The 20671-nt window shown below is 58.1% G+C and carries 19 protein-coding genes, 1 tRNA gene and 2 pseudogenes; 11 read left to right on the top strand and 11 right to left on the bottom strand.

The genetic code is table 11. The annotated features are described in order from the left end of the window. The first annotated feature begins 51 nt into the window (after positions 1–51). The 3 genes from QZ571_RS16675 to QZ571_RS16665 all read left to right on the top strand — a co-directional run bounded on the left by QZ571_RS16675 (position 52) and on the right by QZ571_RS16665 (position 2542). Positions 52–126: transfer RNA gene (locus tag QZ571_RS16675), tRNA-Asn, on the top strand. Positions 127–251: 125 nt separating this feature from the next. Further along, on the top strand, positions 252–2114 hold the full coding sequence (locus tag QZ571_RS16670) for a site-specific integrase (RefSeq protein WP_295537111.1): 1863 nt from the start codon (positions 252–254) through the stop codon (positions 2112–2114). 176 nt (positions 2115–2290) lie between these two features. Beyond that, on the top strand, positions 2291–2542 hold the full coding sequence (locus QZ571_RS16665) for a hypothetical protein (RefSeq protein WP_295537109.1): 252 nt from the start codon (positions 2291–2293) through the stop codon (positions 2540–2542). Between the two features lie 53 nt (positions 2543–2595). Here the strand turns inward: QZ571_RS16665 and QZ571_RS16660 are convergent, their stop codons facing one another. From QZ571_RS16660 to QZ571_RS16635, 6 genes are all read right to left on the bottom strand, one after another. Next, complete coding sequence (locus QZ571_RS16660; protein ID WP_295537107.1) at positions 2596–3516, bottom strand: PHP domain-containing protein; 921 nt, start codon at positions 3514–3516, stop codon at positions 2596–2598. Next, positions 3513–4574, bottom strand: a complete 1062-nt coding sequence (locus QZ571_RS16655) for an ABC transporter ATP-binding protein (protein ID WP_295537105.1) — start codon at positions 4572–4574, stop codon at positions 3513–3515. The genes QZ571_RS16660 and QZ571_RS16655 overlap by 4 nt, the downstream gene beginning before the upstream one ends. Then, positions 4571–5398, bottom strand: coding sequence for an ABC transporter permease (locus QZ571_RS16650; protein ID WP_295537103.1), 828 nt, complete (start codon positions 5396–5398; stop codon positions 4571–4573). Before QZ571_RS16650 ends, QZ571_RS16655 begins: the two co-directional genes overlap by 4 nt. After that, positions 5395–6210 (bottom strand): ABC transporter permease subunit, encoded by an 816-nt coding sequence (locus QZ571_RS16645; protein WP_295537101.1) that lies wholly within the window; start codon positions 6208–6210, stop codon positions 5395–5397. Before QZ571_RS16645 ends, QZ571_RS16650 begins: the two co-directional genes overlap by 4 nt. A gap of 166 nt (positions 6211–6376) precedes the next feature. Then, positions 6377–7474: an ABC transporter substrate-binding protein gene (locus tag QZ571_RS16640; RefSeq protein WP_295537099.1), complete on the bottom strand. Its 1098-nt coding sequence runs from the start codon at positions 7472–7474 to the stop codon at positions 6377–6379. 458 nt (positions 7475–7932) lie between these two features. Further along, complete coding sequence (locus tag QZ571_RS16635; RefSeq protein ID WP_295537098.1) at positions 7933–8829, bottom strand: LysR family transcriptional regulator; 897 nt, start codon at positions 8827–8829, stop codon at positions 7933–7935. Between the two features lie 147 nt (positions 8830–8976). Here QZ571_RS16635 and QZ571_RS16630 point away from each other — a divergent pair, with 147 nt between their 5' ends. Then, entirely contained in the window at positions 8977–9399 is a 423-nt protein-coding gene (locus QZ571_RS16630; protein WP_295537096.1) for a DoxX family protein, read from the top strand. A gap of 110 nt (positions 9400–9509) precedes the next feature. Further along, positions 9510–10334, top strand: a complete 825-nt coding sequence (ygiD, locus tag QZ571_RS16625) for a 4,5-DOPA dioxygenase extradiol (RefSeq protein ID WP_295537094.1) — start codon at positions 9510–9512, stop codon at positions 10332–10334. Between the two features lie 123 nt (positions 10335–10457). Here ygiD and QZ571_RS16620 read toward each other — a convergent pair whose 3' ends face one another. Then, a complete protein-coding gene (locus QZ571_RS16620; RefSeq protein ID WP_295537092.1) occupies positions 10458–11561 on the bottom strand; it encodes a LysR family transcriptional regulator in 1104 nt (367 codons plus the stop codon). Here QZ571_RS16620 and QZ571_RS16615 point away from each other — a divergent pair. The 3 genes from QZ571_RS16615 (at position 11560) to rlmF (ending at position 13659) form a co-directional block, all read left to right on the top strand. Beyond that, positions 11560–12081, top strand: coding sequence for an alcohol dehydrogenase catalytic domain-containing protein (locus tag QZ571_RS16615; RefSeq protein ID WP_295537090.1), 522 nt, complete (start codon positions 11560–11562; stop codon positions 12079–12081). The genes QZ571_RS16620 and QZ571_RS16615 overlap by 2 nt on opposite strands. Next, on the top strand, positions 12023–12529 hold the full coding sequence (locus QZ571_RS16610; RefSeq protein WP_366929965.1) for a zinc-binding dehydrogenase: 507 nt from the start codon (positions 12023–12025) through the stop codon (positions 12527–12529). Before QZ571_RS16615 ends, QZ571_RS16610 begins: the two co-directional genes overlap by 59 nt. A 224-nt stretch (positions 12530–12753) precedes the next feature. Next, positions 12754–13659 carry a 23S rRNA (adenine(1618)-N(6))-methyltransferase RlmF gene (gene rlmF, locus QZ571_RS16605; RefSeq protein WP_295537088.1) on the top strand — a complete coding sequence of 302 codons (906 nt, stop codon included), beginning with the start codon at positions 12754–12756 and terminating at the stop codon, positions 13657–13659. A gap of 135 nt (positions 13660–13794) precedes the next feature. On the opposite strand, the gene QZ571_RS16600 is transcribed toward rlmF, so the two are convergent. Together QZ571_RS16600 and QZ571_RS16595 are read right to left on the bottom strand one after the other, a co-directional pair. Then, the gene (locus QZ571_RS16600) at positions 13795–14427 is read right to left on the bottom strand and encodes a tyrosine-type recombinase/integrase (protein WP_295537086.1); all 633 of its coding nucleotides are present in this window, start codon (positions 14425–14427) and stop codon (positions 13795–13797) included. A 191-nt stretch (positions 14428–14618) separates the two neighbouring features. Next, the gene (locus tag QZ571_RS16595) at positions 14619–15482 is read right to left on the bottom strand and encodes an NAD(P)H-binding protein (RefSeq protein WP_295537084.1); all 864 of its coding nucleotides are present in this window, start codon (positions 15480–15482) and stop codon (positions 14619–14621) included. A gap of 116 nt (positions 15483–15598) precedes the next feature. Between QZ571_RS16595 and QZ571_RS16590 the strand changes: the two genes are divergently transcribed. The 3 genes from QZ571_RS16590 (at position 15599) to QZ571_RS16580 (ending at position 19393) form a co-directional block, all read left to right on the top strand. Next, the gene (locus tag QZ571_RS16590; protein WP_295537082.1) at positions 15599–16531 is read left to right on the top strand and encodes a LysR family transcriptional regulator; all 933 of its coding nucleotides are present in this window, start codon (positions 15599–15601) and stop codon (positions 16529–16531) included. Positions 16532–16764: 233 nt separating this feature from the next. Continuing rightward, positions 16765–17403, top strand: a complete 639-nt coding sequence (locus tag QZ571_RS16585) for a hypothetical protein (protein WP_295537080.1) — start codon at positions 16765–16767, stop codon at positions 17401–17403. Between the two features lie 586 nt (positions 17404–17989). After that, positions 17990–19393 (top strand): hypothetical protein, encoded by a 1404-nt coding sequence (locus tag QZ571_RS16580; protein ID WP_295537078.1) that lies wholly within the window; start codon positions 17990–17992, stop codon positions 19391–19393. Between the two features lie 143 nt (positions 19394–19536). Here the strand turns inward: QZ571_RS16580 and QZ571_RS16575 are convergent. Together QZ571_RS16575 and QZ571_RS16570 are read right to left on the bottom strand one after the other, a co-directional pair. Continuing rightward, positions 19537–19650: pseudogene (locus QZ571_RS16575) on the bottom strand (IS3 family transposase); the annotation flags it as partial. Between the two features lie 273 nt (positions 19651–19923). Next, positions 19924–20671, bottom strand: a pseudogene (locus QZ571_RS16570) (acetyl-CoA carboxylase biotin carboxylase subunit); the annotation flags it as partial.

The following is a 20671-nucleotide window of genomic DNA, read 5'->3' as shown; positions in this document are numbered from 1 at the left end:
CAAAAAACCCTCTGGACAACCCGTTTTGAGGTTCATATACAGCCCACGTGTTCCGGCGTAGCTCAGCGGTAGAGCAGTTGACTGTTAATCAATTGGTCGTAGGTTCGATCCCTACCGCCGGAGCCATTTCCCCGCTTAAGGCGTTGAAATAGCTACAAAACCAGCCCTATTGGCTGCGTTGTTGTGGCATAGGGGTGTTCCATACTCACCTCGCTACGTCTGTCCGTCCAAACCCGGACCGGACCTACGAAATGCAAGCTCAACCTCACCTCTTCAAACGTGGCAACGTCTACCATTGGCGACGCCGCATCTGTCGACAATCCACAGGAATCTTCGACTTCAAGCTCTCCTTGGGGACGACAGAACTGCCTGTAGCGACTATATTATGCCGCAAGATCAGTGCGGAAAGTGATATTATCATGCAGGAAATTTTTGAACACGGCATCACCGCGGATGAAGCGCGCAAATGGCTGGCCGAGGTTATTCGAAAAGAAAAAGCCTTGATTGATCGCAACGGATTGTTCCGTCGCGTCCTCGCAACTGATGTGCAGGAAGAGGAAGCCTCTGATGAGCGCCTTCGTAGGGCTTGGGCGCATATCGCTAAACATGGAATCCATGCCCCTCCCCCGAAAGATGCGGACAACTTGCTGCTCATGAACCTCCACGGTTTCCGCGAAGACCTCTCGAGCGACGTGCGCCGTTATCAGATCGGAAAGGAATTCGCTAAACTGACCGGGCGGGATGACGTGTCTGCTCTGGGAAAAATGACCTTGCTGGATTTGCTTATCGCCGGGCGGAGTGCCGCTTGGAATGAGGATAGGTCATCTTCTCAGCTCTGCCAGTCGCTACTTGAAGCCGGACTAGACACGGCACACGCTCATGGACGCCCCGCACTTTCCTCGCTGTCCAATGCGGAAAGCGCCGCACCGGCTGCACACGAGAATTCAATTGCAGAAAGCGAAACAAACACACCTCACGACCCGTCGATCTTCGCCGTCGTCGCGCGCATGAACGCTTTTAAACGCGCAGAAGGAATCGAAGAGAAAACCCTGCGACAATATGAAAGCTTTGCCACGCTTTTCGTCCGCCTCACTGGCATTGAGGATGTGCGCAAGATCCGACAAAGCCACGCGAGTGCCTTTCGTGCTGATCTCCAGAAGATTCCAACCTCCTGGGGCAAGAGTCCGGTGGATCGAACGGCGTCACGCGAAGAGATCATGGCACGTGCGGCCAAGCTGCCCGCTGACAAGGTCGGCCTGTCGGTGGGAACGCTCAACAGACATCTGGAACATCTTAAGCAAATTGTTGAATGGGCAGATGGTGAGGGCATCGCAATCGACAGCCGGTTGAAGCCCGGGAAACTCCGTCGGAAAGACAAGGTGCGTGCGCGTGACAAGAAAGCGTCATTCACGACCGAGCAACTGCGTGTGCTGTTTCGCAACCCGGTCCGGACCGGCTCCGAATCCGAGCGATATCAGACTCGCCCGGGACGAAAAATCTATCGCAACGGCCTCTATTGGGCCCCCCTGATCGGAGCTGCCACCGGGGCGCGCCGAGAGGAAATCGCGGGTTTGGCGCCTTCCGATATTATCGAAGCCGATGGCATTCCCTGCTTCTCGATTGAGGATTCCGAATTGCGAAGGGTGAAAAACCTCTCCTCCCGTCGCATCCTTCCGATCCATCCCAGTCTGATCGAACTCGGTTTTCTCGACTATGTCAAAGGCGTTCGCAAATCAGTCCATCCTGACCTGTTCCCAAGCTTACGTGAACCGAAAAGCGGTGAACACGGCCGAAAACTCGGACGCCGAATGCGCCAGATCATCGATGAAACGCTTGGCGACGAAGGCAAAGGGCTCTCGTTTCACAGCCTGCGGCATTTCGTTCAAAACGCCCTCGACCGTGCAGATGTGAAGGACGAAATTGTTCGAGATATCGTTGGTCATGAAGGAAAAGACATTCACGACAAGGTGTATCGAGATGCCACTTCCCCGGCAAAAATGCTTGAAGCTTTGATCAGTTTGCCCGTGATCTTCGAAAAAGTCGATCTCACTGGCATGGCCGACGAGCCATACCGCTGTAGGAGAACAAAACCCACTGGCAGCGCCCCACCCTAATTGAGTGCGCCTGCGAATATAAGCGCATCGGTTCATCTCGTGTATGTAAGGGCGGGTAGCGACCGTTCGCTGCGCCTGCAAACTAGAATCGCAAACCAGAAGAAAGCGGACGCTCGGGGCTGCGATCCACTTTTGCGGAGTGTGCTGAGTCGATCGGGCGGCGCGCCATAGCGGCCATGCGCAAGCTCGGCGTGGCCCGTATCAAGGGACACGCGCAATGCTGGATGATCAATCGCAGCAACCGCCGCAACGCGCGCCGCAGGATCGGTGTCGTCGATATTTTCCAACATCAGCGTGCAGCCGATCTGGCCTGCACGCGCCAGAACAGGGGCGAGACACGCGTGCATCGCTTCGATCATCTGACCATGGATTTGCGAATAGTTGTCGCGGTTGAGCACATGCCAATAGGTAAAGGGCGAATGACATAGCAGGCTTAACGCCGCTCGCGCTCAAAACAGCAAGCGCGCGCGGCGTTTCGCTCTCAGCGGCGCAGCGGGTTGGTCCAGGCGCGCCGACCCGCGCGATCAATCACGGTGATACGCAGCCAGGGGGATTTGGCACAGCGGTCAAGGTTGATCGTCGTGCGAGTCATGGAGTCCCCGTGCAGCGCCTGCGCGGCTGTCCCGTGCCCCTGAACGATCACTGAGACAACGGTGCTGCTATCGATGATGACGGTATTCTCCGTCACCTCGACATTGTGCAGTTGTGGGCCTTGGCTGGAATAGAAATGACCTGCTTTTAACGCGGCCAGCAAGGCGTCGGGCGTCAGCGCGTCGGATTTCACCATGACCCAGCCGCCAAAGTGGTCGGGTTCGGAAAAATGCGCGTCATCGGTGGCGACCATCGTCAAATCGCGGCCTTCGGAGAGCAGAAGGTCGGCGTATTGGAACCCGTCCGGGCGGTCGCAGCCGGCGGCGCATCCGTGGTTGTAGATCTCGACCGCATGGGCGGCGCTCAGGCTGCGGGCGTCCTCAAGCGTCATGCCCGACCATTGCGGATGCGCAATGGCGACGAAAGCGCCCGCATCCACGGCGCGCTGCGCCAGTTGCGGCCCGGTTTCCTGTCCCTCGACCGGGACAAAGGCGGGCGCATTGGCGGGGGGGAAATCCGCAGGCAGGCCGACGGCGAGGATATGCCAAAGCTCGCCGTTCTGCATCGGCCCCGAATGCAGCTCTGCCCCCAGAATGGTGGTGAACGCATCGTCGCGAAAGCCGGTCGTATCGGCAATCGGATAGCCGTAAATACCGATCATGTGCTCGGTCAAGGCAATGAAATCATAGCCTTCGGCCTTGTAGCGGCGGCAGACTTCCTCGGGGGACAGGATGCCGTCGGATAGGGTGGAATGGGTATGCAAATTACCACGGTAGAACCGACCGGGAGCGGCGAAAGCGGGCAGGATCATGGGGAAACCTCTCTCAAGATAAGAACGTCATGTCGGGCAAACCAGACCTCGGTTTGCTCTCCCACGACGGGTAGAACCGCATCGGAGCGGTTAAACATATCGACGCTGACCGATTGGCCCGCGATCTCGATCTGCGCGCGGATGACCGAGCCGAGAAAGCTGCTTGTCAGCACACGCCCGGGCAAAGACAGATCATCGCCGGGACGGCGCGCAAGTGACAAAGCCTCGGGCCGCAGGGCAACGGTGATTGGCGTGCCGGGGGGCATCGCGGTGCTGCGCAGGCCCGCAATGTTTTGCCCGGCCACCGCGACGCTATCGGTGCCGCTGGCCATAGCATCAAAGGTGTTCAGCTTGCCGACAAAATTGGCCACGAAACCTGTGCTCGGGTGGTTATAGATCTGCGCCGGGCTACCGATCTGATCGGCGCGCCCCTTGTGCATCACCACGACCCGATCCGAGATCGACAGCGCCTCTTCCTGATCGTGGGTCACGAAGATCGTCGTAATCCCAAGTTCCTGCTGGATTCGGCGAATGTCATCACGCAGGCTGGTTCGGATCTGCGCGTCCAGTGCTGAAAGTGGTTCGTCCAGAAGCAACAGGTTGGGGCGCGGCGCAAGGGCGCGCGCCAGGGCCACGCGTTGTTGCTGGCCACCCGACATCTGATAGGGATAGCGATCGGCCAAATGACCGAGCGAGATCAGGTCGAGCATCTCGCTGACGCGCGCATCGATCTGCGCACGCGACATCCCTACAATTTTCAGGCCAAAGGCCACGTTTTCGCGCACCGACATGTTGGGAAACAAGGCATAGGCCTGAAATACCATACCGATCTTGCGGCGGCTGGCGGGCAAGGCAGTCACATCGGTGCCGTCCACGCGAATGCTGCCGCTGCTGGGTGTCTCGAACCCCGCGATCATGCGCAGCACGGTGGTCTTGCCGCAACCTGACGGGCCAAGGACGGACACGAATTCGCCGGTGTTCACCGTCAAATCCAAATCGCGCACGACCGTATTGGCCCCGAAGGACTTGTTGATGTTGGTCAGGGTCAGAAAGCTCATAATTTCCCTTTTTGAACGGTGCGGCGCACAAACCAAGGCAGCAGGCGCTGGCCCGGTTTACGGGTTGCGAATAGCTCCATCAGCACCATGCAGACCCATGTGAAGACAAAGGCCATGATCGCAAGCGCGGAGGGTTGATAGGCAAAGTCCTGCCCCATCTGCACGAGGTAGGGACCAAAGGCGGGGCGGTTTAGCAGGCTGGTAATGACGAACTCGCCCATCGAGATCGAGAAGGTCAGGAACGCTCCCGACACGATGGCCGACTGGACATTTGGAAAGATCACGACAGCGATGGTGCGCAACCGCGAGGCCCCTAGACTCTCGGCAGCTTCGGTCAGCGTGGCAATGTCGATAGAGGCCATGCCGTTGTCGATCGCGCGATACATATAGGGGATCGACAAAACCACATAGCCGATCACCAGCAAGATGTTCGTGCCCATCTGTGTCATCGTCAGTGGCAGGATCGAACTGGTCCCGTAGATGCGCACATAGCCAAACACCAACACAACAGGCGGGATAATCAGCGGCATCAGACTGAGAAATTCGATCACGGGCCGCATCCGCGGCAGCCGCAGGCGCACCCAATAGGCCGTGGGCACCACGATCAATATGCCCAGAACAATTGCCATCAGCGATGCGACCGCGGAAAAGCTGAGCACGCTAAGGAACGTGTCGCTTTCAAAGACCGAGCGATAGGCCGCGAAGGACAGCTCTCCACGTTTCATCCGCAAAGAGAAATTGAAGGTCGCAATCAGCGGCACCAGAAAGAAGGCAGCCCCGATTAGCGCAATCAGGATCGACAAGATTGGCGGGCGACGGGTCATTTCTGCCACCTCTCGGCCCGGCGACGCAGGATGAAATACAGCGTATTGGTCAGGCCCATGATCAGGATCATGCCCACGGCCAGCGCATAGCCAAGGTTTGGATTATACAGCACATTGCCGCGGATCTGTTGGAACAGCACGATGGGCACGACCGGGAAGTTTGCCGAGGTCAGCGCATAGATTGTCGCCAGCGTTCCAAAAGCGTTGGCAAAAAGCAGCAAAAAGCAGCCCAACACCGACGGTGCCAACAAAGGCAGCGCCACGCGGGTCAGATATTGCTTGCGGCTCGCCCCTAGGCTCTCGGCTGCTTCACGCCATTCGGGGCGCAAGCCTTCAAGCGCGGGGGTGATCATCAAGACCATCAGCGGAAGTTGGAAATAGAGATAGGTCAGCGCCAGCCCCCAGAACGAAAACAGGGTGAAGCCAGCGGCGTAGATGTTGATGCCGAAGATATCGCGCAACACAAGCGTCACCAGACCCAGCCGTCCAAGCGTGGCGATGAAGGCAAAGGCCAGCGGCACGCCCGCGAAATTGGACGCGACGCCCGAAAAGGTCATGAAGGCGCGCCGAACCCATCCGGGCAAACCTCCCAGTAACAGCGTATAGCCCAGCACCAGCCCAAAGACCGTGCCCATCGCGGCAGAGGCCAGGCTCAACTGGATGGATAGCAGGTAGGAGCTTGCGATCTCAGGGGCCGAAAGTGAGAGCATCGTCTCAAGCGAATAGCGCCCATCGGGCGTCTGAAACGCGCCATTGACGAGGTAGAGAACGGGTAAAATCAGGAACAACAGCGCAAAAAGCAGAAAGGGCATGAGGCCCAGCCAAGACCAGTTGAGCCGCGACGCGCGTCGCTGTGGTGCCGTAGCCTCTGATGGCGCGGCCCCGAGTGATGAGGTGGTGTAAGTCAAGGGATGTTCCGTCGGTGATATGGCAAAGGCGGCAGGCCGGAACCTGCCGCCAGAAAAACTGCGAGTGGTGTTACTCGATGCCCATGTCCTTGCCCCAATTTTCGGCGACTGCGGCTTTCGCATCGGCCTGCTGGGCGAGTGTCGGGAACACGGCCTTGGCGTAATTTTCAGCCGAGGGCAGCTTGTCCAACAGGTCCTGCGGTATCACGCCGCGCGTGGCCATCTCGTTGAACCGGATCGGGTGGCAATAGCCTGCAAGCCAAAGCGTCTGACCTTCGTCGGAATAGAGATATTCCATCCAAAGCTTGGCTGCATTCGGATGCGGCGCATAAGCGGAAATCGCCTGCACATAGACACCGGCAACGACCGAGTCCGAGGGAACCACCACGTCGACCGGCGGATTGCCGTCCAGCTTGTCACGCATCGCCAACAGGTTGTAATCCCAGTCGAAATAGATCGGCGTCGTGCCCTGTGCGAGGGTTTGCGAGGTGCCATTGACCGGCACATAATTGCCGCTGTCCTTGAGCCCCTTGAAATAGGCAATGCCTTTGTTCAAAGCATCCGCGCCAGCTTTGCCCCCTTGGGCGAGCCCTGCGGCGTAGACCGTCATCATGGTGCTGTTGCCAGTGCGCGGATCGCCGGGAATGGCCACCGAGTTCGCGTAGGTCCCATTCATGAGATCGGCAAAGCTGGTCGGAGCATCGGGGAAGATGTCGCTGTTCACGCCAAAGGCCAGAACGCCGTAATAGTCGCCATACCAATAGCCGTCTTCGTCCTTGGCATCCGTGGGAATGCTGTCCCAAGTCGAAACCTTGTAGGGCTGAAGAAGCCCCTGCTCTTTGGCGGCGGGGCCGAAGGACAGACCCACATCGATAACATCAGGGGCCTGCGGGCCGGTATTGCCCTTATTGGCCTTGATCGCTTCCAGCTCGTCCGCAGATCCTGCGTTCGGGTTCAGTTCATTAACCGAGAGGCCGTATTTCGCTTTGAAGCCGTCGATCACCGCGCCATATCCGCACCAGCTATGCGGCAAGGCGATGGTCGTCAGGCTTCCCTCGGCTTTGGCGGCGTCAATCAGCTCTTGGCTCGGTTCAGCATAGGCTGCGCTCATGCTCAGGACAGAAACGCTGGCCAACAGCGGCAGCGCAAATCGTGTAAGACGTGTCATAGTCGATCTCCGGTTGGGGGCCTCAATGCCCCGGCAGGCAATTGGCCCGCGACGGGACCCATCTGCGCGCATTCGGTGACGAACGGATGACAGTTCAACGATAAATCTGTGAATGATTTTAGGACTGTGGTCTGGAAACGGGTGGCGTTTTGAAAACCCGCGTGGAAGGCGAAATTTACTCAGCAACTGACAGTCCCGCGTGGACTAAGCCGGGGTTGGGGCAGTCCAAAATGCTGCGCCATGCACAAATGACCGGTCTCGCGAAGCTGCGCCGCGGTACGACTCGGCCCAAAGCCGACTTGGCCCAGCCAATGTCGGCAATGGGCCGAGAGTAACGGCACGGAGCCCTTCTGAAGACTTTGATCCTGCGGCGTGGAGAACGGTGACTTCGAGCCCAATCGTGCGATTTGCAAGACGCCGCAAGGGGTGGATCATGCCGGCTTCACATCAGATTCCCCTTATTCCACACCGGCGCTCTTGATATCCACGACCGCGAAGTCGATGAGAGAGCGTATTTTGCGGGGCAAGGCCCGCCCCTCGAGGTAGACGGCGCTGATCGGCCCGCTGTCCATTTCGTAGTCGTCCAACAGAGACACAAGGCGCCCCACGCGAAGCATATCTGCAATCGCGAACCGGGGGGCATAGGCAACCCCCATGCCAGCAGCGGCAAGCTCGATGGCCGCCCGTGCCGAGTTGACATGAAACTTGCTCTCGACCTGAACGATCCGTTCAGCTCCCGCCTTGCGAAAGGCCCAACGGTAGGGCTGGCGCCGATTGGTGTCGACGATACAAGCGTGCCGGGAGAGATCTTCGGGCGATTGAGGGACGCCGTTGTTGTTCAAATAGTCCGGATGCGCCACGACGCAGCTGCGGAAAGAGCCGAGCTTGCGCGTTTTGAGAGATTGCATCCCGGACACTCCGATGCGAAAGGCCAGATCGATCCCATCGGACGCCAGATCGACATAGCGATCATCCAATCTGAGATCGAGCGTAAGATCCGGATTCGCTTGGGCGAACCGTGCAAGCATACCCGCCACGTAGATTTCTCCGAACGTTACGGGTGCTGACACCCGGATGATCCCGCCCAAGCTTCGCGAGCCCTCAGATACTTGGCTCAGAAGATCATCGAGGTCGTCAAGAACAGCCGGCGCACGGGTAAAAAGCTCCTCCCCTGCAGGAGTCAGCCCGACCTTTCGGGTGGTCCGCTGAAAGAGGCGAGCGCCCAGACGCGCCTCGAGATCGGCCACGTATTTAGAAGTCAGCCGATTGGAGACCCCGAGTTGTTCGGCCCCGGCCGTGAACGAACCAGCGCGTGCTGTCGCCACAAAGGCCTTGAGTTCATCTACGATATCCATGGCCATCCGTTTCGGAACAAAAGAGAGATAGTCATTCTATAAAATCGTCATTTTGTGGATGAAAGAAAAATCATACTTTGCCTTGAGATAAAACCGGGCCGTCTTGCGCTGACAGCTCGCCTGAAACACTTAATAGGAGCGTTTAGCATGAAGACACCAGACAATGCCGATTACGCCGCCGCCGCTCTTCGGATTTCAAGCGGCACCCTGTTCCTTGCCCATGGCTGGATGAAGGTGAGCGTCTTTACCATTCCCGGCACGGTGGCGTTTTTCGAAAGCCTCGGCTTGCCCGGATTTTTGGCCTACCTGACGATTTTCGCCGAGTTGGCGGGCGGCATTGCCCTTATCCTAGGCGTCGGCACGCGCCTCGTGTCACTCGCGCTGATCCCCGTCTTGCTGGGCGCGACTTGGGCGCATTCGGGTTTCGGCTGGAGCTTCACCAACGATGGCGGCGGCTGGGAATTCCCGCTTTTCTGGGCCGTGGTTCAAACGGCCATCGCAGTTCTGGGACGCGGAGCCTTTGCCCTGCGCATCCCGAAACTGGACCGCCGTCTTGGGCAGTTCGCCTAAATGATCCCGACTGGAAATCCCATCAACGCCTTGGCAGCGTTTAGGAGCCAGGAAAACCGCGGACCGGCAAGGCTCGTCGGGCGCGCCCGTCATTGAAGAAAGGAAACACCATGTCTGTCGCTCGCAAACTCGAACTTCTCAAGGAAGGCCTTGAGCGTTCGGACCGGATGCCCCTCGTCTTTCTGGGACATGGCAGCCCGATGAATGCGATTCAAGACACGGAATACAGCCGCGCTTGGTCCGCCCTTGGTCGCGATCTACCGCGCCCCAAGGCCATTCTCGTCGTTTCGGCACATTGGATGACGCGCGGGACGACACTGGTCGACGTATCTAAGGTGCCGCGAACAATCCACGATTTCTATGGCTTTCCAGAGGCCCTTTATCAGGAGCAATATCCCGCCACTGGCGCTCCGGATTTGGCGCGCGAAGTGACGACGCTTCTGGCGAGCCATCACGCGCAAGAAGATGACACTTGGGGCCTTGATCATGGTGCTTGGGCGGTGCTGAAATTCCTATACCCAAAAGCCGACGTCCCAGTATTTCAGATCTCGATCGATATGAGTCGGGATCTCAGCTACCAGCTTTCGGTCGGGCACACCCTGTCAGAGCTTCGCGATCGCGGTGTTCTGATTTTGGGATCAGGCAACGTGGTTCACAACCTGCGCGCCATGCGACCCGGCGGCACACCACAAGACTTTGCAATGGAGTTTGACAGGTTGTTTGCCGATCGGCTATCGGACCGTGACTTCACCTTTCTCACCGATCGTGGCCGACTGGGCGCACTTCTCAGAGAAGCCCACCCTACGGTGGATCACTACCTGCCCGCCCTGACCATTGCGGGTGCGTCCGATAAGGACGACGACCTCACCTTCATGACCGACGCGATTGATCTTGGATCGGTTTCGATGCGATCGTTTGTGTTCCATGCCGCATGAGAACATCGGGAAACTCCGCTCATATTGCAGGGTAATTGCTATCCAACGGGCGGCAACTCTGGCCTGCTTTGGAGACATCCAACCAATGAAATGTTGGGGTCGTTCGACGAATGTCAGCTTTGGTTAAGCTACACTGAGGCATCGACGATCCCGCAAAAGGTCGGCTTTGGGCCGTTTCGACCTTGTCGACGAAAGTGCGGGACGCGGTCGCTGGCTGCAGCGATCACGAGCCGTCGGAATGCGCGACAAGTGATTTTCACGAGGTCTCAACGGTCCCTCATAACGAAATTGCTTTGCGGGGATTTGTATCGATCTGAGTTCTTGAACAACCGCCTGAATCGGACCCGCGTTCTTCATGTCCGAATGATAAATCAGCCAGATTTCGCGGATCAGTGGTGGCGCTTCCGGTTTTGCTCTCGCCAGCGAAGTGGCTTCGACGGCCAGGAATTCCGGCAGCATCGCGACGCCAGCACCGGCACGCACAAGGGCAAGCTGCATTTCGATCTGGTCGGTCGACAATCCGGGGCTGCCCGCTTTCTCGCCGAGGATCGTTTGCTGAGGGGCGGCCGCAAGCGCACTATCGAGTCCGATGTAGTCCCAATTTTCTTCTGCTGTGCGCGCAAGAAAATCCGGAAGGGCATAGAGACGGAAACGCCTCTCGCCCAATTTCATCGCTGTCAGGTCTCCGCTTTCGGGACGACGCAATCGGATCGCGATATCCGCCTCTCGACGGTCAAGCGAGACGGTATGCACATCGCTTGAAACGAAGACGCTGAGATGGGGGTGCCGCCTGTGCAGAGCCGCGAGGGGAGCCGCCAGCATAACCGCGGCGAACGCGGGTGGCGCGCTGATCGTAACTTTGCCACACAGCTCTGACGACACGCTGCGCGCGTGACCCAAAACCTCCTCAGCCGTAAACTCCATCTTGTCAGCGATCGCGGCAATCCGTTCTCCCTCAGCCGTCAGCAAGAGCTTGCGCCCGCGCCGATCCAACAGCTTCAGGTTCAGATCAGACTCCAGCGCCGCAATCCGGCGCGCAATGGTCGCGTGTTCGACATTCAGTGCCCGCGCAGCCGCTGACAGCGAACCCGATGCGGCGAAGCTTGCGAAGTAGCGGAGATCGTCCCAGTTCATAGATGTTAAAATGTTCTCATATATGGTCAGATCAAGGGAATTGTTTACCAGTCGGCAAGGAATATCCTCCGCCAAGAAAGTGAGGATATTCATGGAACTTGCCCTTAAACTGGATCAACCTGGCCGCAATGGCACGCTGAAAGCAATCGAGTGGACACTCCGCGCGCCCGGCGAAGGTGAGCTGCGTATCCGGCACGACTGCGTCGGCGGAAACTTCGTTGACAGCTACTTCCGGATCGGCCTCTATCCTCTGGCCGATCCCGCTATTCCCGGAGTGGAAGGCGTGGGCACCATAGAAGAAATCGGACCAGGTGTTTCCGGCTTCTCGGTCGGCCAGAAAGTCCCCTATCGCGCCCAGCCGGGCGGCTTCGCGACCAGTCGGCTGCTGCCGGCATGGCGTGCCTTGGCGATGCCCGATGAGATCAGCGTCGAAGTTGCCGCGGCTTCCATGTTGCGAGGAATGACGGCGCAGATGCTGCTGAAGCAAATCTATCCCGTTTGCGAGACAAGCCTCATTCTGGTTCACGCATCCGCCGGAGGCCTCGGGGGGGCTCCTGACACAATGGGCCAAGGCACTTGGTGCAACGGTCATTGGCACCGTAAACACACCTGAGAAAGCCGCAATTTCTCGCCGTTTCGGCGCGGATCACGTGATTGTCGGGCGCGATTCGGATTGGATTTCAGAGGTGGAGGCACTTACCCACGGACGCGGTGTGGATTTCGCAATTGACGGCATCGGCGGGGGCCGCTTGCGCGAAACGATCGCCTGTGTGCGTGTCGATGGCACCGTAGGCAGTATTGGACAGGTGGCGGGTCCGATTCCTGATTTCTCCGTCGCCGATTTTGCTCCTAGGCGCGCCATACGCTTTGCACGCCCGAGCGTTATGGCGTTTGCCGCCGATCCGGACGTGTATCGCCTGGCTGGCGAGGAGGTATTTGCAATGATTCAACGCGGGATTTCGGTTTCTCCCAAAGAGGCTTATCCGCTGACCGAAGCCGCTGCTGCGCTTTGCGCACTCGAGAACGGCCAGGGAACCGGCGCCAAGGTTCTGACCCCCTGAACGCCGTGAGACGGCATGTTAGTCGTGCCAACGAACCTTTCTTGGCGCCAAGGAAAGTTCGGTTCAATTGCAGGTTTCTTATTTGGGCTGGCACCGGCCCTTCGGCTTAGTTGGCGCGAACGGCAGATATAGGCCGTTCAGGCATTCCTCAAGCGGCCATGAAGATCTAAGATCGACACCCTGTTGGACGAGCTGTTTCCACAAATATGCACGAAGGTTTTTCCATGGCCATCAAACCCATGTTGCACCCACGCAATCAACACCGGGAGGGGTATGACTTTGAACGTCTGATCGTGCGCTCACCCGAACTGGCGGCCTTCACGACAAGAAACCCGCGCGGTCGGCTGACGATCGATTTTTCGGACGTGGACGCGGTCCGCATGCTCAACCGAGCACTTTTGCTGACGCATTACGACATTGATTTCTGGGATATTCCCGACACTTATCTGTGCCCTCCGATCCCCGGACGCGTCGATTACCTTCACTACCTGGCCGATCTGCTTGCCGAGTCTAATGACCAGAAAATCCCGCACGGCCCCGATATCAAAGCTCTGGACATCGGGACCGGTGCCAGCCTCGTGTATCCGCTGACCGGTCAGCATGAATATGGCTGGGAATTCACAGCTGTTGATATCGATCCGGTCTCAATCAAATCGGCGCGGCAGATCTGCACGCGAAACGGTCTGAACATCAGGCTCAGAGGCCAGAACAATCCGGAGGATATCTTCGAAGGCGTGATCGGTCCCGATGATATCTTCCATATCACCCTGTGCAATCCGCCGTTTCATGCGTCCCTTGAACAGGCGGACAAAGGCACCCGGCGCAAGTGGCGCAACCTTGGCAAAGGACACTCGAAAAAACTCAATTTCGGTGGCCAGAACGCCGAACTCTGGTGCCCTGGTGGCGAAATCGGCTTCATCGCCAGAATGATTGAGCAGAGCATGGATTTTGCCGATCAATGCCTATGGTTTACCTCCCTCGTGTCCAAGAAAGACAACCTGCAGCCACTCTCAAGACTGCTGAAGAAAGCGAGGGTTGCCGAGTTCAAGGTCGTCGAAATGGCACAAGGGCAGAAGACAAGCCGGTTTATTGCCTGGACCTATTATCCTGAATCGCAGCGATCCCTTTAGAGGATCGAGTTCGTCAACCGAACATAGGGCTAACGCCTTCACCCGACGCTCGCTGGCTGTTGCAAGCTGCGGTGCAGCGCAAAACAACACAGCCAGTGTCCGCTAAGGGCTGGTCGCGCTGAACGGCCAGGAGCATTAGATTTCAATGGCTTCAGAGACAGCCAGCGCATCTTCAAGTTCGACGTCCAGGTATCTGACAGTGCTGTCCATCTTGGTATGGCCAAGCAGTAATTCAACGGCACGCAAGTTGCCCGTCTTCTTGTAAATCTGGGTAACCTTTGTCCGGCACATTGAATGGTTGCCGTAGGCGCTCACTTCCAACCCGATGGATGAGACCCAGTTGCGTACGATCCGAGCATATTGACGCGTTGAGATGTGAAGACGTTCATGGAAACGGCCTGGCCAAAGATATTCTGACCCGACCATCAGCGGGTCCTTCATCCATCTGTGGAGAGACGCCCGCGTGCCTTCTGAGATTTCGAAGCGGACAGGTTTCTGTGTCTTGCTTTGCAAAACCGACGCGCGTTCTTTGATTTGGCCGGATGCCATGACATCCACGACCTTCATCCTTACCAGATCACAACCGCGCAATTTGCTGTCGATCGCCATATTGAACAGAGCCAGATCGCGGTGGATTTCAGCCAGCTCAAGCCTCACGCGGATTGCCCAGACATGTTTTGGCTTCAAGGGGCGCTTCTGACCAACGATGCGCCCCTTGTTCCAAGCGGGGCGAAGTGCGCGAATGGCCGGCAAGTTTGTTGTTTGCATGACAGTTCCTCCGATCCGCCATGCCCTCCCACGTCGACAACCCGACATTGACACTGCATCATATCATGAAATGCTGCGAAGCATCCGAGGTCCGCTTCGAGCCCAAAGTCGCCGATGGCCGAGGCCTCATACTTGCCCCCGCGCGAACTGCCACACGGACGCCCTCCCCTGCCTGGCCGCCCGGTTCGACACTATCTCAGTTCTCTAGCCAGAACGTCCCGCATAGGGCGCGGCTTTCGGCCCAACACGCGCTCGAGCGTCGGATCGACAGTCGCAAATTCCTCGGCTAGGGCGGCTCGATAGTAGCCCAGCATTATCTCTTGGACGCTTGTCGGCAGCCCTGCACCTTGTGCGTTCTCCATCATGATGTCTTCACTGATGACCTGACGGGTGATTGTGCGACCGGTCACCTGGCTCGCCATCCGCGCGAGGTCTGTGAAATCGAGCGCTTCACTTCCGGTGAGCAGCGGCGTGGCGCCGTCGAAGGTCTGGCGACCGGCCAGCAGAAGCGCGTCGACCTCCGCCAAGTCCTCGTGGGTTGTCCAGGCAACCTTGCCGTCCTCGGGGCCTGCCAGCGTGCCACTTCTGAAGCCGCGCGCATTCATTCCCACGGCGCTGTCTGCGTAGAAGCCATGACGCAGCGCAGTCCAGGCGAGCCCCGAAGCTGCCAGCATTGCCTCGGTCGCTGCATGATCGCGCCCAGGCGGGAAAGCGGACTGCGCGCTGCTCGACACCTGGCTTGTATAGAAGAGCCGTTCGACATTCAGTTCCCTTGCGACCGCGATGGCCGTTTCATGCTGCTTCAGAGGATCACCCCCGCTGGCCCCCGCATTGGACGATACCAGCAGCACACGCCGGGCACCTTCCCAGGCATGGCGCAGGCTCTTGGCGTCGTCGTAGTCGCCTCGCCTGACGCGCACACCGCGGGACGCAAGACCTGCCAACTTCTCCGGATCGCGCACGCTGACACCGATCAGATCCGCCGACACGAGGTGCAGCAGTGCGTCCACCACAAGCCCACCCAGTTTTCCTGAAGCTCCCGTAACGATGAACATGCTAGATTTCCTGTCCTTTGTCTCGCGCCAACAGGCACATTCCATGGTGATTATCGACAACATGACTGTTCCGGATTACTTACATAAGAGGTCAAATTTCGAATAGGTTGTTCTGAATGAAGAACAGTGTTTCCGCTGACGATCTTGCCGTCCTCCTCGCGGTTCTGCGCGAAGGCGGCTTCCGAGCCGCCGCCAGGTTACTGGGGATAGCCCCCTCCAAGGTCAGCACGACAGTCTCGCGGATCGAAGAGCGGCTTGGCGTTCCCGTTCTGCGCCGCACGACGCGCAGCCTGCATCTTACCGACGCCGGGGAAATGCTGGTGGAACGCGTCGGCCCTTTGCTGTCAGCGCTGGATACTGCCTGCCTGGAGGTGGCGACCCTTGGGCGTGAAGTGCAGGGGCGACTGAAGCTGAACGTGCCCGGGGCAGTCATGCCTGACATCCTGCCGCCGCTGCTGGCCCGATATCTGGCGCTTCATCCCGGGGTCGAGGTCGAAATCATGGTGGAGAGCGATCTCGTCGACATCGTGTCAGCAGGCTGCGACGCTGGAATCCGATACGGCAGCGTGCTGGAGCAGGATATGATATCGATCCCAATCGGCCCGCGCAGACAGCAGACAGCACTGGCAGCGGCCCCGGCATACCTGAAAGCACGAGGCATGCCACAGGAACCGGAGGATCTCACCACCCATGACGCCATCCGCTACCGCCTCGCCAGCGGGCCGCTGTTGCCCTGGGAGCTTCATTGCGCCGGGCGATCCGTGCGGGTCGAGCCGATCAATGTGCTCATCCTGAGCGTGTCCGCCCTCGATACGGGTCTGCGCTATGCACGCGAGGGGCTGGGCATCATCCACACTTTCCGCAACTGGCTCGACGAAGATTTTGTCGCCGAAACGTTGCTGCCCATCCTGCCGGACTGGTGGCAGGACATGGAGGGTCCGCACCTCTACTACCCCAGCCGCGAGGCACCAGCGCCTTTGCGCGCCTTTATCGAGGTTTGCCAGGCCGCGACCGGAAAGATGTCCACGGCGCAGCTGAAAATGCCATGACCCAAAGCTGAGAGTGTCGGCTTCGTCCCGCTGAGCCGACCTTCCAGAGCCGGAATTGCTGCGCGATGCACGAATGGCCGGTTAGGTGAAGCTGCATCGCGGCACGGGCTCCCAACTTCAACGTCCGCTCAGGGCCGAACATGTTGTGGAAATCATTCCAGTAACGACTAAAGTCGAATGAATTTCTAAGTAGAGGCATCCAATAAATGGTGACGAGGACGGATTGGAGATTTGTGCGTTGGGACTTTGTGAAGAGCATCGCGAACAACGATTTCACACGGGTTGTTGGCTTAATCCCTATTGCCGGGTATCTGATCTTGTTCAACGATGAGATTGTCGGCATGGCTTCGTTTGACTCCCTAGCCAGTGTCGCTGAAGGCGTTAAGTCGCCGTTTCTCATTAGCGGCCTGATCAAGCTTCGACTCGTGTTCTTTGGAAGCCTCTTTGTCCTCCTTTCTTTTTTGATCTATCGAGTCTTTCGCCCAGAGGTGCTGGAAGTCACAAAGAGCGACTTGGAATTTTCTGAGCTTGTGAGGCAAAGGTATAGCGTTCACGATCTTACACAGCTAGAGGAGCAAGTTCACTCGACAGGCTGGGTTGAACGCACCGATGCTTTCTGGCTGGTTCAAGGACGTAGACGTTCGAAGAAGCCAGTAGTGTCAGGATTTCGGTGGGACGTTCGAGCGACGATGTTCTCGCAACACGGTGACTACATCGCTCTCTTAGCAAGAGAGTGGTGGATCGGAGCGGTACATACCTTTCGAGCGGCACGCATTTCGTCTTTTTTGTTTGGAACGCTCGGCTATTTCTTTCTTGCGGTTCCAACCTTGGATATCGCGCAGGCCGTCTTGCGCAGCCTGCTGCGCATCTAGATCGGTAATCGGTTTTGATCGCCGCTGTGTCTGCTTTGGAGCGCTGCAGCGCCGTATCTCTGATGAATATTGAACGGCAGCTCAGCCCGATCACGTCGGGCGTTCGATCAAATCTCCAACGCTTGCTCTCTCAACCTTTGCGACTTGGCAACAAATGATTCCGTGCATGTTGCTTCCGCCATGCTTCCGGCGAGAATATCGGCACGAGACGCCAAGGAGGCGGGGCCAGTAATACATTGCTTTAAAACAATAAAATGGCGATTCCTGAAGGACTCGAACCCTCAACCTGCTGATTAGAAGGAGTCATAAAGGTCCGGCTTTCTCAAACCGAACTCGATCTCCTTGACACAAAACGCACAGAGGCTGGGTGCGCCACGCGCGCAGGTTACCTCCGCCTTCAACTCTTGCAACACTCACGTCGGGACCTGCGTGACTGTGCCGACGCATCCGAAATTGCCGAGAGGCTCGGTCGCATCGGGATGGCCTTGAACCAACTCGACCCGAAATCTTCACCGGAAGCCAAGGCGATCGCGCATGAAGTGCGCGAACTCCATGAGGTGATCTACAGCTGGGCGGAGGGGTGATCATGCGCGCGCACACTAAAAAGCACAAAGACGCCAAGTTCATCGAGGCATACATCTTTCGCGATGGTGCGCAGTTGATCGGGAGCACTGTGATCATCGAAGGTCGCCACGACCTGCGTCAGCAATTCGAACGCTTGGGGCGCAATGGCGGGTTCCTGCACATCACGCTCTCACTTCCGGAAGGGCTGCGTGCCGAGAAAGATGACTGGATCCGGATCGTCATGACCCAGCTGGAACTAATGGGGCTGCCGCCGCTTAAACTGCCCTGGGTTGCTGCACGCCATGTGGATGCGAATTGTGATCATATTCATATCGCGCTGGCACCCACCACCTTCTTGGGGGAGCCCCTGAAGCCTGTGCTGACACGCGCACAAACGGATCGCAATCATCAAACCATGGCCAAGCTTTTGGACCTGCCAGTGCCGGAATATTTTGATCCAGGTTTCCCAACGCTGCGCCCGCCTACCCCCAAACGCAAACTGAAATCGCGCAAAGCGATATGTCTGCATAAAGCCTTAGGTGAAATCTTTGCTACGGACCCGCCAGTTTCCCTCGAAGCGCTGTCCAACCGGTTACAGGATCGCACCGAGCCGATCGCGCTGATTGACATCAACAATTGCCACGGGAAGCCGAGCTATCTGTTCAAAACTCCCTATGGAGATCTGCCCGGCGGGGCATTGGGCATCGCATGGGAGCCGCGTCACCTGCGCGCTCGCATTGAACTTGCCATGGCCCTCGCCGTCGCCCGCATCACGCTCGCCCTTAAACCAATCCAAGCCAAACTGAAGGACCTGTCAAATGCCGCAAGAGCCGAAATCACTGCTTCCGAAAACGCGCTTCAATATCCTCTCGAGCCTGTGGAAATCGATCGACGAAAAGACCGATCGCCTGTTGCCCCTGCTGGAACTCCTCAAACTGATGAAGACGGAAAGCTCGGAGCTGGGGAAACAACTTCTGGAAGCGCTCTCGTTGCTGAACGAGGAACTGCGCCTGAACCGGGAGCTCCGGCACAAGCAGGTGGACGCCCTGAAGGCGAGCTTAGATCAGCAGAAGAATCTAATGGAAAGATTGGACGCGATCGACGCGAAACAGGACAAACTGCTGAAAACCATGAACATCCCGATGGACTGATGTTCGGCGCATGGCTGGCCCGCACGCTTGCCCTGTTAAGCGCGAATGTTCGTAGATGGCGCTGGCAGCGATTGCCCGACCAATTGGCGATAAGTGTAGATTTTCCAGCGGGAGATCGGGCCATTATATCCGCCCAAGGCGTGAGGGTCATTCAGGATGGGCCAGATGCCACGCGTCTCTCATCGCTCTATGAAGCCCGGGATACGCCAAACACCGACGAATCCGAAACGTCCCTTCCAGCACCGTCTCCCTATGACGATGGGCCGGGGTTGTAATGCAAAGGAAGCGTCTCAGTTAAGCCTTGGAGCATCAAGCTCAGCTTACACTGAATCTCGCGTTGATCCTTGGCCATGAACATCTACTTCTTCCCAATCCTGGGAGTTTAAAGGAAATGTCCCGCGAGTAACCGCATATTTACAGTTATACGAACCTCGCGGATCACATCCATCCGCGCCATGCCTTGCCCGACAAGCACCTCAACCTGCCGAAACTTCGTGACAATCTCTTCTGGCTTGTGCCGTTGCGTAGCCAATCTGGTCCTCCGTTTTCCTAAACATTACGGCGGACCACCGCAATAGGGGAGGACCACCGCATCGCGCCAGCTTCCGTTGTGCAAGGGGGGCATTTTGCACGCCGATAGGGAGTCAGTATTCGGCGCCGATTGACAGTCAAAGGCTGCGTCCGCACAAGGTCGGAGGAAAGATCGCGCGGCCTGAAAGAGTGCCCCGAAAACGCGAAAAGCCCCCCGACCGGCGTGAGCGATCCGGGGGCTGTTCCCTTGAGAGATCGCGAGCCGCTAGGCCAATCAGGCGGACTTGCGCGCGTCTCCAGCGCGTATCGCAAGCCAGTCTTCGAGCCACAGGGTCGACAGCGTGCCGGAGATGACGTCGGGCGCGGCCAACAAGGCGGCGTGAAGGCTCGCTGTGGTCGGATTCGGACCGATCTCCAGTTCGCCTAGAGCGCCTGCGAGCCTCGCCAAAGCCCTGTCGCGCGTGCGATCCCACACGATGAGCTTCCCGAGAAGCGAGTCGTAATAGGGCGGGATGGTATCGCCTTCGCTCACGCCGGTGTCGAAGCGCACGCCGGGGCCACCCGGAACTGTCAACTTTTCAAGAACGCCGGGCGCCGGGAAGAAGCTCCTGTCCGGGTCCTCGGCGTTGATGCGCACTTCGATGGCATGGCCCTGCGCCGTGATCTCCTCCTGCGCGAGCGACAGCTTGGCACCGCCCATAATGAGAAGCATCTCGCGCAGAATATCAACACCGGTGATCATCTCGGTGATTGGATGCTCGACCTGGATGCGCGTGTTCATTTCGATAAAGTAGAACGACTTTCGGTCCATGTCGTACAGATATTCCAGCGTCCCTGCCCCGCGGTAGGAAACGCCTTCGGCCAAGCGCACCGCGGCGGCGCAGAGAGCGGCACGCACATCATCTGGCAGGGCGACGGCCGGCGCTTCTTCCCAGACCTTCTGGCGGCGGCGCTGAAGGGAGCATTCCCGCACGAACAGATGCACCGCGCGGGTTCCGTCGCCGAGGATCTGCACCTCGATA

Origin of the sequence: uncultured Thioclava sp., assembly GCF_913064665.1 — a bacterium.
In the GTDB taxonomy this organism is placed as follows: domain Bacteria; phylum Pseudomonadota; class Alphaproteobacteria; order Rhodobacterales; family Rhodobacteraceae; genus Thioclava; species Thioclava arctica.
The sequence above is the reverse complement of the archived record's forward strand: the minus strand, read 5'-3'. Positions and strand labels throughout refer to the sequence as shown.

Excerpts from the sequence above, each read along its gene's own strand:
- QZ571_RS16670 (WP_295537111.1), top strand. The coding sequence starts at position 252 with ATGCAAGCTCAACCTCACCTCTTCAAACGTGGCAACGTCTACCATTGG.
- QZ571_RS16665 (WP_295537109.1), top strand. The coding sequence starts at position 2,291 with ATGCGCAAGCTCGGCGTGGCCCGTATCAAGGGACACGCGCAATGCTGG.
- QZ571_RS16660 (WP_295537107.1), bottom strand. The coding sequence starts at position 3,516 with ATGATCCTGCCCGCTTTCGCCGCTCCCGGTCGGTTCTACCGTGGTAAT.
- QZ571_RS16655 (WP_295537105.1), bottom strand. The coding sequence starts at position 4,574 with ATGAGCTTTCTGACCCTGACCAACATCAACAAGTCCTTCGGGGCCAAT.
- QZ571_RS16650 (WP_295537103.1), bottom strand. The coding sequence starts at position 5,398 with ATGACCCGTCGCCCGCCAATCTTGTCGATCCTGATTGCGCTAATCGGG.
- QZ571_RS16645 (WP_295537101.1), bottom strand. The coding sequence starts at position 6,210 with ATGCCCTTTCTGCTTTTTGCGCTGTTGTTCCTGATTTTACCCGTTCTC.
- QZ571_RS16640 (WP_295537099.1), bottom strand. The coding sequence starts at position 7,474 with ATGACACGTCTTACACGATTTGCGCTGCCGCTGTTGGCCAGCGTTTCT.
- QZ571_RS16635 (WP_295537098.1), bottom strand. The coding sequence starts at position 8,829 with ATGGATATCGTAGATGAACTCAAGGCCTTTGTGGCGACAGCACGCGCT.
- QZ571_RS16630 (WP_295537096.1), top strand. The coding sequence starts at position 8,977 with ATGAAGACACCAGACAATGCCGATTACGCCGCCGCCGCTCTTCGGATT.
- ygiD (WP_295537094.1), top strand. The coding sequence starts at position 9,510 with ATGTCTGTCGCTCGCAAACTCGAACTTCTCAAGGAAGGCCTTGAGCGT.
- QZ571_RS16615 (WP_295537090.1), top strand. The coding sequence starts at position 11,560 with ATGGAACTTGCCCTTAAACTGGATCAACCTGGCCGCAATGGCACGCTG.
- QZ571_RS16620 (WP_295537092.1), bottom strand. The coding sequence starts at position 11,561 with ATGAATATCCTCACTTTCTTGGCGGAGGATATTCCTTGCCGACTGGTA.
- rlmF (WP_295537088.1), top strand. The coding sequence starts at position 12,754 with ATGGCCATCAAACCCATGTTGCACCCACGCAATCAACACCGGGAGGGG.
- QZ571_RS16600 (WP_295537086.1), bottom strand. The coding sequence starts at position 14,427 with ATGCAAACAACAAACTTGCCGGCCATTCGCGCACTTCGCCCCGCTTGG.
- QZ571_RS16595 (WP_295537084.1), bottom strand. The coding sequence starts at position 15,482 with ATGTTCATCGTTACGGGAGCTTCAGGAAAACTGGGTGGGCTTGTGGTG.
- QZ571_RS16590 (WP_295537082.1), top strand. The coding sequence starts at position 15,599 with ATGAAGAACAGTGTTTCCGCTGACGATCTTGCCGTCCTCCTCGCGGTT.
- QZ571_RS16580 (WP_295537078.1), top strand. The coding sequence starts at position 17,990 with ATGCGCGCGCACACTAAAAAGCACAAAGACGCCAAGTTCATCGAGGCA.